The sequence below is a fragment of the Pseudomonas sp. MF09150 genome, from assembly GCF_059862355.1.
The window spans coordinates 18,002-33,080 of sequence record NZ_JCBCUS010000017.1 but is presented as its reverse complement, the minus strand read 5'-3'; the positions used below and the strand labels follow the sequence as shown (position 1 = coordinate 33,080).

Here is a 15,079-nt window from a genome sequence, read left to right as displayed (position 1 = left end):
GTCGCCGAGCTGAGCGCCCCTCGGGCGATGCAAGGTGCCGGACAGCCGCATCACCGCCCTTTCACTGAAGGAAACTCACCCGATGCCTTATATCAATCTGCAAATCACCAAGGGCGCCTCCCGCGAGCAGAAGGCCCAACTGGTCAAGGAGTTCACCGATTCCCTGGTGCGGATCCTGGGCAAGAAGCCCGAACAGACCCATATCGTGATTCAGGAGATCGACCCGCAGGACTGGGGCTTTGGTGGCTTGTTGAGCGACGAGCCCGAAGACTAGGCTTTATACGGCATCCGCCCGATCTCACTCGGTTGGTTCATCCGCCGCCGAAGCCTGCATGGCGGCGGCCGCACCGACCGCAGCGTCCAGGCCGGCATTGACTGAGCGCACGAAACCCGCGCTGCTCATCCCTTCCAGACCTGCCGCAGTGACACCTCGATAGCTGCGCAATGCATCCAGCAACTGCTCGGGGCGGTACGTGTCCAGTAACTGGCTAGCGTCCATCACCACCGCATCCACCGCCCGCCGGGCAATGGCTTGGGGCAGCCCCTGGGCCAGGGCATGCTCGAACATGGCCTGGGCCAACAGCGCCGGATACGCCGGGCCAGTCCCCACCAGCGCACTCAAATAGTTGAGGTCGGCTTCAGTGAAGACTTCGTCGGCGCCACCGCAGGTTTCAAACAGGCACTGGGTAAAGGATTTCTGCTCGGGTGTCACACTCGCGGTCGCCAACCAGGGGGTATAGGACTTGCCGATTTCAGCCGCCGCATTGGGCATGGCGCGAATCACCTGGGAGCAGCCGGTGTGACGCACCAGGCTGGCCATGGAGACCCCGGCCATCAGCGAAATCACCAGGCGCTGCACGCCGTCAAAACTGACCGCGGGAAACTGCTCGGGGCGTACCGCGACAATAATGACCTGGCACTGCTCCAGCAGCTCCTGGTTACTGCGGGTCATGCGCACCTGCGGCCACCGGGCATGCAGCGCCAGCTCACCGGTGGAACGGCTCGACAGGATCAAGGCCCGAGGTTGGACAAAGGCTGTTTCAAGCATCGATTGCGCAAGCGAACGGCCAAGCCATCCGCTGCCACCGATAATGCCAATCGTGGGTTCGCCGAACATAGTCGCCTGCCTTTCAGTCGGTCATGGCGCGATCCTAGAGGCTGCCCCCCCGCCCGGCAAGAATAAATGTACAGCAGCGTCCACCTTGTTGACACCGCTGTACATTCATCCCGCAGGCATACCGCTATCAGTGATTCAGTGGTTCGCCGAGCACGGGCTGGGCCGCCCTGAACTGCGGATGAGCATCGGCATCCCACGGAAAGAGACCACTGCGCGACGGCCAGACCACCTGGTACAGAGGGAAGTCATTGCCTTCGTAGTACCAGCGGGCAAAACCCACGAACTCGCGGTAGTGGGCCTTGGGCACCGGCACAAAGCAGCATGAATACCCCTCCAGCAAGGCGTCGGTGGGTTTATTCAGGTCAATCGGTTCGCCATCGCGCAGCGCCTGGCCGACGATATTCAGCAGTTGCTGCCCAAGGCGCGATGGCACGCCGAAGATGATCAGCTCCGGATGTTTGAAGGTTTCAAACAGACCCACAGTGAAGCTGTAGGCTGGCTCCTCGCCCTCTTCCAGAATGCCTACGCAATGCCAGCCAAACTCGGCCACATTGTCCAATAGCTTGCGCTCGCTCGCGTCCGTGCCAACCGTCCTGACCATAATCCTGCCTTCGATAATTCAGAGGGTCGGCATTTTGCCACAGCTGTGCCAGGCCGCACCGGCAACCTGATCCGGAAAGCCCGCTGGATGGCCAATTCGGGAAAAAAAGGCGAAAAAAAACGCCACTCCGAAGAGTGGCGCTTTCATCCCTGGGGGTCGAACGACCGGTCCCGGCGTTTCTTACAGGGCCAAATCCGACGCAGGGTTGCTTGGCTGCTCAGCCTTGGGCTTGGCAGCGGCATCCTGAGGAGCGGCAATGTTGCCGATCGCCGGTGGCGGGTCGAGTTGCAGGACCTTGGCGGTGTACGCCCACTCTTGAGCCACGCGCTCAGGGCTGACGTTCAGCGCAGTGCCATAGCTCGGCACGATCTGGTGCAGCTTCTCTTGCCAGGCTGGGGAGGCAACCTTGTCCTTGAAGACCTTTTCCAGCACGTTCAGCATGATCGGTGCAGCGGTGGAGGCGCCTGGCGATGCACCCAGCAGGCCGGCAATGCTGCCATCCTTGGAAGCAACGATCTCGGTGCCCAGCTTGAGCACGCCGCCCTTCTCTTCATCACGCTTGATGATCTGTACGCGCTGGCCGGCTTGCCATAGGCGCCAGTCTTGCTGCTTGGCTTGTGGGAAGTATTCCTTCAGCGCATTGAAACGGTCTTCGTCCGACAGCATCAGCTGGCCGGCCAGGTATTCCACCAACGGGTACTGCTCGACGCCGACTTTGGTCATCGGCCAGATGTTGTGGGTGGTGGTGCTGGTCAGCAGGTCGAAGTACGAGCCTTCCTTGAGGAACTTGGTGGAGAAGGTCGCGAATGGGCCAAACAGGATGACCCGCTTGCCGTCCAGCACGCGGGTGTCCAGGTGCGGAACCGACATCGGCGGCGCGCCAACCGACGCCTTGCCATAGGCCTTGGCCAGGTGCTGCTCGGCGATCGTCGGGTTATCGGTGACCAGGAACGAGCCGCCCACAGGGAAGCCGGCGTATTCGCGCGCTTCTTCGATGCCCGACTTCTGCAGCAGGTGCAAGGCACCGCCACCCGCGCCGATAAACAGGAACTTGGCGTCGGTCTTGGTTTCGCTACCGTCTTTCAGGTTCTTGTAGGTCACGCGCCACGAACCGTCTTCGTTGCGGGCGATGTCACGCACTTCGCTCGACAGCTTCAGGGCGAAGTTCGGTTTGGTCTGCAGGTGGGCAACGAACTGGCGCGTGATCTCGCCGAAGTTGACGTCAGTGCCGATCGGCGACCAGGTGGCTGCGACCTTCTGCTGCGGATCGCGCCCTTCCATCATCAGCGGGACCCATTTCTTGATCTGCACCGGGTCTTCGGAGTACTGCATGCCGGCGAACAGCGGGCTGGCCTGCAATGCCTCGTAGCGCTTCTTGAGGAAGGTGATGTTGTCGTCACCCCACACAAAGCTCATGTGCGGCGTGGAGTTGATGAACGAGCGCGGGTTTTTCAGGACATTTTGCTGAACCTGCCAGGCCCAGAACTGACGGGAAATCTGAAAGGCTTCGTTGATCTCGATCGCCTTGGGGATTTCGACCTTGCCGTTCTTGTCTTCTGGCGTGTAGTTCAGCTCAGCCAGGGCCGAGTGACCGGTGCCGGCGTTGTTCCAGCCGTTCGAGCTTTCTTCGGCGACGCCGTCGAGACGCTCGACCATTTCCATCGACCACTCCGGCTCCAGCTCATTGAGCCAGACCCCCAGGGTCGAACTCATGATGCCGCCGCCGATCAGCAGCACATCGACTTTCTTCGGTTCAGCCGCGTACGAGGACGAAAGCCCCAGCGACATAGCCAGGCCCAACAGAGCCGTGTTCACCTTTTTCAACATACTGTAGTACCTACGATAGAACGCCATCCGCCCTTCCAACCCTGATCACAAGCCACCCGGCTCACGGTATGGCAGCCGCCGGGACCTGCGTGTTCAGAAGATATGGAGGGTGGGCACACAAGGCCGACATGCAGCTCGACCCCACTTTTATATCGCTCTTGTGCTGACTTCTTATTCGTATTGGCTTCAGCGACGGGAGTGACACTGTTTTTCTGTTGCTATGTCATCGGGACGCAGGACATAAACAGTTCGACTCACCCCATAGACAGGATGAATCGATTCACCTGAAATAATATCATTACAGCATCAGCTGTGTCTTGGCTCGGCGATAGGCCGGCCGCAGGCCGCCTTCACTGGCTGTCGAGCAGACGAAACGACAGGCTGATGCGCTCCCCGGCATCCGGGGCCTTGGGAATTGCATGCAGCCATTGCGTCTGCACCGCATCGGACATGTAGAGCATCGAGCCACTGTCCAGCAGATAGGAAAACTCCAGGCTGCGGTCCTGCTTGTGGCGGTAGACGATAGGCCGCGCACAGCCCAGGGACACGATCGCGACCCCAGTGCCTTCGACCATCTGCTCTTTGGCATCGGAGTGAAAACCCATGGACGAGCTGCCATCCGGGTAGTAATTGATCAGGCAATTGTTCGGTCGAAAGCCCAGTTGCTGCTCAATCAGGCTGCACAACCGCTCCAGTTCCTCGGGCATCGGCTGGGCTGGGTAAGTGATCTGCGAATAATCGTACGGTGCACCGAAACTGGCGGTCTTGCGCGCACGCATGCGCTCGTCCCATTGCACCGATTGCTGCAGGCCTTCGAACAACGCCTGCGGGTCGGGAACGAAATCGGTAAACAGCTCAATGTTCGGAGGAGTCATGGCAACGCGGCTCTGGGTGGTGGAATCAGCGACCGGCAGTCTAACCCGGACGGCGTCGCACACGAACCCGTCCCCCACAAAAACGCCACCCCGAGGAGTGGCGCTGTTGCTGGGCCAGGGCTGGAAAAACCGCCCGCGTCAGGTGCTCAAGCCTTTTTCAGCAGGTCCAGGGCGACGTCGACAATCATGTCTTCCTGGCCGCCGACCATGCGCCGCTTGCCCAGCTCCACCAGGATATCCACGGTCTTCAGGCCATAGCGTGCGGCCGCCAGCTCGGCGTGGCGCAAGAAGCTCGAATAGACCCCGGCATAACCCAGGGCCAGGGATTCACGATCGACCCGTACCGGGCGATCCTGCAACGGCCGCACCAAATCATCCGCGGCGTCCATCAAGGTGTAGAGGTCTGTGCCGTGGTTCCAGCCCAGACGCTCGGCGGCGGCGATAAACACCTCCAGCGGCGCGTTGCCGGCACCCGCGCCCATCCCGGCGAGGCTGGCGTCGATGCGGTCGCAGCCCTCCTCCACCGCGGTGATGGAGTTGGCCACGCCCAGGGACAGGTTGTGGTGGGCATGCATGCCGGTCTCAGTCTCGGGCTTGAACACCGCCTTGAACGCGCGAAAACGCTCGCGCACATCCTGCATGGTCATCGCCCCGCCGGAGTCGGCCATGTACACACAGGTCGCGCCGTAGCTTTCCATCAGCTTGGCCTGCTGCGCCAGGTGCTCGGGCGCGATCATGTGGCTCATCATCAGGAAGCCCACGGTGTCCATGCCCAGTTCCCGGGCGAATTCGATGTGCTGCCTGGACACATCGGCTTCGGTGCAATGGGTGGCGACCCGCACCACCCGCGCACCGGCGTCGTAGGCGGCCTTGAGGTCGTGCACGGTGCCGATGCCCGGCAGCAGCAAGGTAGCGATCTTGGCGTGGCTGATGACATCGGCCGCCGCTTCGATCCATTCCAGGTCGGTGTGGGCGGCGAAGCCGTAGTTGAAGCTCGACCCCTGCAGGCCGTCGCCGTGGGCGACTTCAATGCTGTCGACCCGGGCCAGGTCCAGGGCGCGGGCAATGTCCTGCACGTTCTTGATCGAGTACTGATGGCGCACCGCGTGGCTGCCATCGCGCAGGGTCACATCGGAGATGTACAGTTTTTTACCGGGGTTGAAGGTCATCACGTTTCTCCTCAGGCCTTGAGCATCGACTGGGCCATGCGCTCGGCAGTGGCCAGGGCGGCCGAGGTCATGATGTCGAGGTTGCCGGCATAGGCCGGCAGGTAATGGGCGGCGCCTTCGACTTCAAGGAAGATCGAGGTCTTGAGCCCACTGAAGGCGCCCAGGCCCGGGATGTGCAGCGGGGCTTCGGGGCTGATCACCTCGAACTGCACCTGTTGCTTGAGCCGATAGCCCGGCACATAAGCCTGCACTGCAGCCGCCATTTCACTGATCGAGGCTTCGACCAGCCCCTGGTCGGCAGCCTCGGACAGCACGAACACCGTGTCGCGCATCATCGGCGGCGGTTCGGCCGGATTCATCACGATGATTGCTTTGCCCCGGGTCGCGCCGCCAATGGCTTCAATGGCACGCGAGGTGGTTTCGGTGAACTCGTCGATATTGGCGCGGGTGCCGGGGCCGGCCGACTTGCTGGCAATCGAGGCGACAATTTCCGCGTAGTGCACCTTGGCCACCCGCGACACGGCCGCGACCATGGGAATGGTCGCCTGGCCGCCACAGGTCACCATATTGACGTTGAGCCGGTCGAGGTTCTGCTCCAGGTTCACCACCGGCACGCAGTACGGGCCGATGGCCGCCGGGGTCAGGTCGATCAGGCGGATGCCCGGCTTGACCGAGCGCAAAAATGCATCGTTCTTGACGTGGGCGCCGGCACTGGTGGCGTCGAACACAAAGTCGATATCGGCAAACTCCGGCAAGCGCACCAGGCCTTCGATGCCCTCATGGGTCACGGCAACCCCAAGCCGGGCAGCGCGGGCCAGGCCGTCAGAGGCCGGGTCGATACCGACCATGGCGCCCATTTCCAGGAACCTGGCGTTGCGCATCACCTTGATCATCAGGTCGGTGCCGATATTGCCCGGACCTACGATCGCGACTTTCAGTTTTCTACTCATGCAAATACTCCAGGACGGCGGGCATCCGTGCCCGCCTGAACGATCAGGTGGCCTGTTCCAGCGCGGCGGAACGCGCGGCCGAGGCTTTCTTTTCCAGTTGGGTGTAGACGATGTAGGTCAGGATCACGCCGCTCAGCATCACCGCCGAAAGGAAGTACAGGCCCGAGGACAAGGTGCCGGTGTATTCCTTGAGGGCGCCGATCCCGAACGGACCGATGTAGCCGCCCAGGTTGCCGAACGAGTTGATCAAGGCGATGCCGGCCGCCGCCGTGGCCCCGGACAGGAAGCGCCCCGGCAAGACCCAGAAGATCGCCGTCACCGAGAACAGACTGAACGCGGTCAGGCACAACGCCGCCAGTTGCATCCCCGGCACTGTCAGCCAGGCACTGAGGAACAGGCCCAGGGCACCGAGGATGTAGAGCACGGTGAGGTGGCCATATCGGTCATTGAGGCGATCGGAACTGCGCGGCACCAGCAGCAGGCCGATCACCCCGAACACATAGGGAATCGCCGAGATGAAACCGGTGCTCAGGTCACTGCCGCCAAACTGATGCACCAGGGTCGGCAGCCACAGGCTCAGGCCGTAGGTGCTCAGGGTGCTCGGCAGGTACAACAGGGCCAGGATCAGCACCCGGCGGTCGGTCAGTGCCCGCAGCGGGTTGGTGTGTTCGGTCTGGCCATATTCCTTGCGGTCCTTGTCCAGTTCGCCAAGCAGCCACTGGCGATCGGCCTCGGCCAGCCAGCGGGCATCCTTGGGGGTGTCGGGCAGGATTTTCAGGGTCGGCCATGCCAGCACGATGGCCGGAATACCGATGGTGATAAACAGCCATTGCCAGCCCGCCAGGCCACCGATGCCATTCATGCCCAGCAACCAGCCCGCCAGTGGCCCGGTGACCATCAACGCGATCGGTTGCGAAAGGATAAAGAAGCCCAGCACCTTGCCCCGGTTGCGCACCGGGAACCAGCGGGTGATGTAGTACAGCACGCCCGGGAAGAACCCGGCCTCCGCCGCACCCAGCAGGAAACGCATCACATAGAAGCTGTAGGGCCCGGTGACGAATGCCATGCCCACGGTGATCAGGCCCCAGGTAATCAGGATCCGCGCGAACCAGCGGCGCGCGCCAAAGCGCTCGAGCAACAGATTGCTCGGGACTTCAAAGATGAAGTAGCCGATGAAGAACAGGCCCGCACCAAAGCCGTAAGCCATATCGCTGAGGCCGATGTCGGCGTTCATGTGCAATTTGGCGAAGCCCACCGCAGAGCGGTCGATGAAGGCAACGAGGTACAGCAGGATCAGGAAGGGAATCAACCTGAGCGTCAACGTGCGAATGATCCGAGCTTCCGGATTCATAGTCTTCTCCAAATTGTTTTTGTTATGGGGTCGTCAGCCCCCGACCGATCCCAGCGTCGAATGCGCTCGGTGTCGATCAGGTGGAGAGACAATATAGTAATACTATTTAACGCACAATGATTTCAAAAAGGCTTTTTATCGGGTAGATTTAGCAAAACAGCCTGCAATTAGTCATACAATAAGAGTGACCGCACCATGACCGATAAAAAAGTACCCCTGCGTTCCGCCCAATGGTTCGGCACCGCCGACAAGAACGGCTTCATGTACCGCAGCTGGATGAAGAACCAGGGCATCCCGGACCATGAGTTCCAGGGCAAGCCAATCATTGGCATCTGCAACACCTGGTCCGAGCTGACCCCCTGCAACGCCCACTTTCGCAAGATCGCCGAACACGTGAAAAAAGGGGTGCTGGAGGCCGGTGGCTTCCCGGTGGAATTCCCGGTGTTCTCCAGCGGCGAATCCAACCTGCGCCCCACCGCCATGCTCACGCGCAACCTGGCCAGCATGGACGTCGAGGAAGCCATTCGCGGCAACCCGGTGGATGGCGTGGTGCTGCTGACCGGCTGTGACAAAACCACCCCGGCCCTGCTGATGGGTGCTGCCAGCTGCGACGTGCCGGCGATCGTGGTCACCGGCGGGCCGATGCTCAATGGCAAACATAAAGGCAAGGACATCGGTTCCGGGACCGTGGTCTGGCAAATGCACGAAGCCTATAAAGGCGGGCAGATCAGCCTCGACGAATTCCTCTCCGCCGAAGCCGGGATGTCGCGCTCGGCCGGCACCTGCAACACCATGGGCACCGCTTCGACCATGGCCTGCATGGCCGAAGCCCTGGGCACCTCGTTGCCGCACAACGCGGCGATCCCGGCGGTGGATTCGCGCCGTTATGTGCTGGCCCACCTTTCAGGCATGCGCATCGTCGACATGGTCCGCGAAGACCTGCGCCTGTCGAAGATCCTGACCAAGGCCGCGTTCGAAAACGCGATCCGGGTCAACGCCGCCATCGGTGGCTCGACCAACGCCGTGATCCACCTCAAGGCCATTGCCGGGCGCCTGGGCGTCGAGCTTGACCTTGAAGACTGGACCCGCATCGGCCGCGGCACCCCGACCATCGTCGACATGCAGCCTTCCGGGCGCTTCCTGATGGAAGAGTTCTACTACGCCGGCGGCCTGCCCGCGGTGATTCGCCGCCTGGGCGAAGCCGGCCTGCTGCCCAACCCGGACGCTCTGACTGCCAATGGCCAGAGCCTCTGGAAAAACTGCCAGGCGTCGCCGCAATACAACGACGAAGTGATTCGCCAGATCGACAACCCGCTGGTGGCCGATGGCGGGCTGTGCATCCTGCGCGGCAACCTGTCGCCACGGGGTGCGGTGCTCAAGCCTTCGGCCGCGACCCCGGCGCTGATGCAGCATCGCGGCCGGGCGGTGGTGTTCGAGAACTTCGACGACTACAAGGCGCGCATCGCCGACCCCGAACTGGACGTCGACGAAACCTGCATCCTGGTCCTGAAGAACGCCGGGCCCAAGGGTTACCCGGGCATGGCCGAAGTCGGCAACATGGGCTTGCCGCCCAAGGTCCTGGCCAAGGGCGTGACCGATATGGTGCGCATCTCCGACGCCCGCATGAGCGGCACGGCCTATGGCACCGTGGTTCTGCACGTGGCGCCGGAAGCTGCTGCCGGCGGGCCTCTGGCCGCGGTGCGCAACGGTGATTTCATCGAGCTCGACTGTGCCGGCGGCCGCCTGCACCTGGACATCAGCGACGAAGAACTGCAAGCGCGCCTCAGCGACCTGAAGCCGGACACCAGCGCCAAGATCTTCTCCAGCGGCTATAGCCGGCTGTATGTCGACCACGTGCTGCAAGCCGACGAAGGCTGCGACTTCGACTTCCTGGTCGGCTGCCGCGGCTCCGAGGTGCCTCGCCACTCCCATTGACCCGTAACCCTGTAGCCACTGCCGAACCTGCGAGGCTGCGCTGGCCCTCAACCGCCACGCAATACCCCCGCTGCAACACCGGCGTCTTCAAGAACCAGCGCAGCCTCGTTCCTCGGCAGCGGCTACAGGATTTGCGACAAACCGTGGCGCTGCTGAAAACAGCACGGCGGCGGAGTATCAAAATCATCCAAACCCGCGCCGACTGTGCGGTCCATGGCGGCTGAATCCGCCAGGAGCGATGCTATGATGCACGGCATTTCGCCAGAGCAACGTTGCTGTTATGGATTACCAGACGCCCAAACCACGTAAAAGCATGCATGCCCAAATTGTCCAGGAACTGGGCATGCACATCGTTTCCGGCCGCTTCAAGCCGGAAGAGAAGCTGCCATCGGAGGCCACGTTGTGCGAGGAGTATCAGGTCAGCCGGCCGGTATTGCGCGAAGCAACCCGGGTGCTCAGCGCCAAGGGCCTGGTGTACTCCAAGCCGCGGGTCGGGACCGTGGTGCGGCCGCGTGTCGAATGGCACCTGCTGGACCCGGATGTGCTGTTCTGGCAGATGCAGTCCACACCCCACAGCGAGTTCTTCAACACCCTGGCCGGGGTGCGGCGGATTCTCGAACCGGAAATCGCCGCCCTGGCAGCGACCACCGCCACCGATGCCGACATTGCGGTCATCGAACACGCCTACCAACGCATGGAAAACGCCCAGACCCGGCAGGAGTTGCTGCAGCCGGACCTGGACTTCCATCGGGCCATCGCCGACGCAACCCACAACGACCTGCTGGCCTACATGTGCAACATGCTGTCGTTGCCGCTGCGCGAAACAATCAACGTCACCAACCTGCGCCCCAATACCCAGCAGCTCAGCCTGCCGCGGCACAAGGCGATCCTCACCGCGATCAAGAACCGCGACGCCCTGGGCGCGCGGCATGCCTCGCTGGTGCAACTCGACGACACCCGCGTCGCCCTCGATACCGTGATGAATGTCCTGACGCCGCTGTAGCGCCGCCGGGCCATGCGCCAGGGGTCGGCGACCGGGCTTTTTCCCCAAGGAGCCAGTCATGACCCCATCACACCCCCTGCCCCAAGCCTTCCTTGACGCCATGCACCAGTTGCTCGGCGATCGTTTCAGCACCGCCACCGCCGTGCGCGAGCACCACGGGCGCGACGAGTCGCTGTACGACCCGGTACTGCCGGATGCTGTGGCTTATGCCCACAGCGTCGATGACATCAGCGCCATCCTCGGCCTGTGCCATCAACACCGGGTGCCGGTGATCCCCTACGGCAGCGGCTCGTCCCTGGAAGGCCACCTGCTGGCGGTACACGGCGGCATCAGCCTCGATGTGTCGGCCATGGATCAGGTGCTGAGTTTCGAACCGCAAGACCTGAGCATCACCGTGCAACCGGGCATCACCCGCAAGGCGCTCAACGAATACCTGCGTGCCAGCGGGCTGTTCTTCCCCATCGACCCCGGTGCCGATGCCAGCATCGGCGGCATGTGCGCCACCCGGGCTTCCGGCACCAACGCCGTGCGCTACGGCACCATGCGCGAAAACGTATTGGGCCTGACTGCAGTGCTGGCCGACGGCCGGGTGATGCGCAGCGGCTCGCGGGCGAAAAAGTCCTCGGCAGGCTATGACCTGGCACGGCTGTTTATCGGCAGCGAAGGCACTCTCGGCGTGATCAGTGAAATCACCCTCAAGCTGCACCCGCAACCCGAGGCCATCAGCGCCGCCGTGTGCAGCTTCGCCTCGGTCGAAGGCGCGGTGCAGACAGTGATCGAGACTATCCAGATGGGCGTGCCGGTGGCCCGTGCCGAACTGGTCGACACCTTGGCGATCCAGGCCCTGAACCGTCACTTCAAGCTGACCCTGCAAGAATCCCCGACCCTGTTCCTGGAATTCCACGGCAACGCCGCCAGCGTCGCCGAACAGGCGCAAACCGTCGAAGAGCTGGCCGACGGCAACCAGGGCACCGGCTTCCAGTGGGCCACCCAGCAGGAAGAACGCAACCGCCTGTGGAGTGCGCGGCACAACGCGTTGTTCGCCTTCCTCCAGCTCAAGCCCGGTTGCCGCGCCCTGTCCACCGATGTCTGCGTGCCGCTGTCGAAGCTCGCTGAATGTGTGGTCGGCGCCGAAAACGACCTGCGCCAGTCCTACCTGCCGGCGCCGATCTTCGGCCACGTCGGCGACGGCAACTTCCACGTCTGCCTGCTGCTCGATCCGAACAAACCCGAAGAATTGGTAGAAGCCGAACGCCTCAACCACGCCATCGTCCACCGCGCCCTGGCCGCTGGCGGCACCTGCACCGGGGAGCACGGCGTGGGCTTGCACAAAATCGATTTCATGGTCGAGGAGCACGGCCAGGTGGCCATCGACACCATGCGCGCGATCAAGCAGGCACTGGACCCGCAGAACCTGATGAACCCGGGGAAGATATTTCGCCGCCTGGGCTGATCGCCGAGCAGGCGCACCCTGGGCATGCTCTGCAATAAAAAAGGCCGACCGTCATCAACGGTCGGCCTTTTTCGTATGACCGGTCAGTTTCAGCTCAGGGCGTCACGGCTGCTGACGCTGTCCACCAGGCGCTGGATGCCCAGGGGGTTGGCGTTTTTCAGGGCCTCGGGCAGCAGGCTGTCCGGGTAGTTCTGGTAGCACACCGGGCGCAGGAAGCGATCGATGGCCAGGCTGCCGACCGAGGTGCCGCGCGGGTCGGAGGTGGCCGGGTAAGGACCGCCGTGGACCATGGCCTCGCAGACTTCGACGCCGGTCGGGTAGCCGTTGAGCAGCAGACGCCCGGCCTTCTCTTCCAGCAGGCTGAGCAGGCCGCCGAAGACCTCGAGGTCCGCCGGCTCGGCGATCAGGGTCGCGGTCAGTTGCCCGCGCAGGCCGTGCAGGGCCTGGGTCAGCTCGGCCTGATCGGCCACCTCGACCACCACCGTGGTGGGGCCGAACACTTCTTCCTGCAACAACGGGTCGCCCTTGAGCAGCAGCCCGACATCGGCCTTGTACAGTTGGGCATGGGCCTGACGCCCCGTTTGCGCGGTGCCGGCCAGGTGCTCGATACCGGCATGGGCCTGCAGGTTGTCGAGGCCGTGGCAGTAGCTTTTCAGGCCGCCGGCATTGAGCAGGGTCTGCGCCGGTTGCTCATTGAACAGTGCGATCAGATGCTGCAGGAAGTCGCTGAACTGCGGCGAACGAATGCCGATCACCAGCCCCGGGTTGGTGCAGAACTGCCCTGCCCCCATCACCACCGAAGCTGCCAGTTCCTTGGCGATGGTCGCGCCACGCTGCTTCAGCGCCTCAGGCAGCAGCAACATCGGGTTGATGCTCGACATCTCGGCGAACACCGGGATCGGCTGCGGGCGCGCCGCCGCCATGTCGCACAGGGCGCGACCGCCGCCCAGGGACCCGGTAAAGCCCACGGCCTGGATGGCCGGGTGCTTGACCAGCCACTCACCGACGCCCGCACCGTAGATCATGTTGAACACCCCGGCCGGCATGGCGGTTTTCTCGGCGGCGCGGATGATCGCATCGGCCACCCACTCGGCCGTCGCCATATGCCCACCGTGGGCCTTGAACACCACCGGGCAACCGGCGGCCAGGGCCGCCGCGGTATCGCCACCGGCCGTGGAGAACGCCAGGGGGAAGTTGCTGGCACCAAACACCGCCACCGGGCCCAGGCCAATGCGGTACTGGCGCAGGTCCGGCCGTGGCAGTGGCTGACGATCAGGCAACGCGCGGTCGATCCGCGCACCATAGAAATCGCCTCGACGCAGAACCTTGGCGAACAGGCGCATCTGGCCGCTGGTGCGTCCGCGTTCACCCTGGATCCGGCCCGCCGGCAAGGCGGTTTCCTGGCACACCTGGGCGACGAATTCATCACCCAGGCCGTCGATCTCGTCGGCAATCGCTTCCAGGAACTCGGCACGACGGGCCGCCGACAGGTTGCGAAACGCCGGATAAGCAGCCTTGGCCGCCAGGGCTGCGGCGTCGACTTCGGCCTCGGTGGCCTGATAAAAATCGAATGGCAGGGCCTCGCCGGTGGTGGCGTCATGGCTGTGCAGGGTGACCTTGCCTGCGGCGCTGCGGATGCCTGCGATGTAGTTTTGACCGCTGATGCGCGTCATCTGTTGCTCCTTGACCTGATAGAGGGAGGATAAGTGAACGGGCTCAAAGTGCCCTGACCGCCCCTGGTGCCAGAGGTTCGGCCTGCGCGGCTATCCCGTTGCGCAAGGGCGCGCCGAACTCGCTCATTTCGATCTCGAAGGTGTCGCCCGGCCGAGCCGCGATCCCGTCGGCGAACGACAGGGTGGCGGTGCCGAAATAATGCACGTGGACATCACCGGCCCGCAGGAACTGCGCGTACTTGAAATGGTGGTATTCGAGGTTTTCCAGGCTGTGGCACATGTTCTCCTCGCCCGAGAGGAACTCCTTCTCCCAAAGCACCTGGCCAGCGCGATGGATGCGGCTGAAGCCCGACAGGTGCCTGGGCAGCTCGCCCAGGCGCAATTCCGGGCCGTAGGCACAGCGACGCAACTTGGAGTGCGCCAGGTACAGGTAGCTGCGGCGCTCCAGCACATGGTCGGAAAACTCGTTGCCCAGGGCATAACCCAGGCGATACGGCAGGCCGTCATGGCCGATGACATAAAGGCCGACCAGTTCCGGTTCTTCGCCGGCGTCTTCGGCAAAGGTCGGCACGGCAAAGTCCGCGCCTGGGCGCACGACAATGCTGCCATCGCCCTTGTAGAACCATTCCGGTTGCGCCCCGACCTTGCCGCTGCCCGGCTTGCCGCCTTCGACGCCCCATTTGAACATGCGCAGGGTGTCGGTCATGGTCGACTCATCCTGGGCCTTCTGCTGGTGCATCTTGTCCCGGGTCGAGGCGCTGCCCAGGTGGGTCAGGCCGGTGCCGCTGACCAGGCAATGGGCCGGGTCGACGTGGTCCAGCGGTGGCAGCACGCGGCCGTCCTGCAGCAGCTGCGCGTACAGCGGGCCGGCTTGGCTGCCCTGTTGCAGCACCTGCTCCTGCAGGCTGCGACCCGCGGCAATCGCTGCCAGGGCCAGCTCGCGGGTGGAACTCGCCTGGTTCACGGTGAGGATTCGCTCACCTTCGACAATGCCGACGTGGCGTTCACCGGTGGTGCTCTCAAACTGAATCAATCGCATGGCAGGGGCCTTCTTTGGGCAGGAGTTTGTTAGGGGCATGGGCTGAGCATCAGCCGTGACATGCGCCACTTTACGAATCGCCCCGC

At 63.2% G+C, this 15,079-nt stretch carries 13 protein-coding genes; 4 read left to right on the top strand and 9 right to left on the bottom strand.

The genetic code is table 11. The features are described 5' to 3' along the window. Nucleotides 1-64 precede the first annotated feature (64 nt). A complete protein-coding gene (locus tag AC19YX_RS33605) occupies nucleotides 65-274 on the top strand; it encodes a tautomerase family protein (RefSeq protein WP_500607979.1) in 210 nt (69 codons plus the stop codon). 24 nt (nucleotides 275-298) lie between these two features. Here the strand turns inward: AC19YX_RS33605 and AC19YX_RS33600 are convergent, their stop codons facing one another. The 7 genes from AC19YX_RS33600 to AC19YX_RS33570 form a co-directional block, all read right to left on the bottom strand. Further along, complete coding sequence (locus AC19YX_RS33600) at nucleotides 299-1,117, bottom strand: pyrroline-5-carboxylate reductase family protein (RefSeq protein ID WP_500607955.1); 819 nt, start codon at nucleotides 1,115-1,117, stop codon at nucleotides 299-301. A 127-nt stretch (nucleotides 1,118-1,244) separates the two neighbouring features. Next, on the bottom strand, nucleotides 1,245-1,718 hold the full coding sequence (locus AC19YX_RS33595) for a DUF4262 domain-containing protein (protein ID WP_421546663.1): 474 nt from the start codon (nucleotides 1,716-1,718) through the stop codon (nucleotides 1,245-1,247). Between the two features lie 180 nt (nucleotides 1,719-1,898). Continuing rightward, entirely contained in the window at nucleotides 1,899-3,545 is a 1,647-nt protein-coding gene (gene mqo / locus AC19YX_RS33590) for a malate dehydrogenase (quinone) (protein ID WP_078474085.1), read from the bottom strand. 350 nt (nucleotides 3,546-3,895) lie between these two features. Further along, nucleotides 3,896-4,420: an alpha-ketoglutarate-dependent dioxygenase AlkB family protein gene (locus AC19YX_RS33585; protein WP_500607954.1), complete on the bottom strand. Its 525-nt coding sequence runs from the start codon at nucleotides 4,418-4,420 to the stop codon at nucleotides 3,896-3,898. Between the two features lie 146 nt (nucleotides 4,421-4,566). Beyond that, nucleotides 4,567-5,589: a 4-hydroxy-2-oxovalerate aldolase gene (gene dmpG, locus AC19YX_RS33580; protein ID WP_500607953.1), complete on the bottom strand. Its 1,023-nt coding sequence runs from the start codon at nucleotides 5,587-5,589 to the stop codon at nucleotides 4,567-4,569. 11 nt (nucleotides 5,590-5,600) lie between these two features. After that, complete coding sequence (locus AC19YX_RS33575; RefSeq protein WP_078474088.1) at nucleotides 5,601-6,539, bottom strand: acetaldehyde dehydrogenase (acetylating); 939 nt, start codon at nucleotides 6,537-6,539, stop codon at nucleotides 5,601-5,603. 43 nt (nucleotides 6,540-6,582) lie between these two features. After that, complete coding sequence (locus tag AC19YX_RS33570) at nucleotides 6,583-7,890, bottom strand: MFS transporter (RefSeq protein WP_500607952.1); 1,308 nt, start codon at nucleotides 7,888-7,890, stop codon at nucleotides 6,583-6,585. A gap of 195 nt (nucleotides 7,891-8,085) precedes the next feature. Here AC19YX_RS33570 and AC19YX_RS33565 point away from each other — a divergent pair, with 195 nt between their 5' ends. The 3 genes from AC19YX_RS33565 to AC19YX_RS33555 all read left to right on the top strand — a co-directional run bounded on the left by AC19YX_RS33565 (nucleotide 8,086) and on the right by AC19YX_RS33555 (nucleotide 12,281). Further along, complete coding sequence (locus tag AC19YX_RS33565) at nucleotides 8,086-9,825, top strand: IlvD/Edd family dehydratase (protein WP_020294811.1); 1,740 nt, start codon at nucleotides 8,086-8,088, stop codon at nucleotides 9,823-9,825. Nucleotides 9,826-10,105: 280 nt separating this feature from the next. Beyond that, entirely contained in the window at nucleotides 10,106-10,828 is a 723-nt protein-coding gene (locus AC19YX_RS33560) for a FadR/GntR family transcriptional regulator (RefSeq protein WP_500607951.1), read from the top strand. Nucleotides 10,829-10,886: 58 nt separating this feature from the next. Further along, nucleotides 10,887-12,281, top strand: a complete 1,395-nt coding sequence (locus AC19YX_RS33555; RefSeq protein ID WP_201131169.1) for an FAD-binding oxidoreductase — start codon at nucleotides 10,887-10,889, stop codon at nucleotides 12,279-12,281. A gap of 89 nt (nucleotides 12,282-12,370) precedes the next feature. Here the strand turns inward: AC19YX_RS33555 and AC19YX_RS33550 are convergent, their stop codons facing one another. Next, entirely contained in the window at nucleotides 12,371-13,954 is a 1,584-nt protein-coding gene (locus tag AC19YX_RS33550; RefSeq protein ID WP_500607950.1) for an aldehyde dehydrogenase (NADP(+)), read from the bottom strand. Between the two features lie 43 nt (nucleotides 13,955-13,997). After that, a complete protein-coding gene (araD1, locus tag AC19YX_RS33545; RefSeq protein ID WP_500603183.1) occupies nucleotides 13,998-14,993 on the bottom strand; it encodes an AraD1 family protein in 996 nt (331 codons plus the stop codon). Between the last annotated feature and the right edge of the window lie 86 nt (nucleotides 14,994-15,079).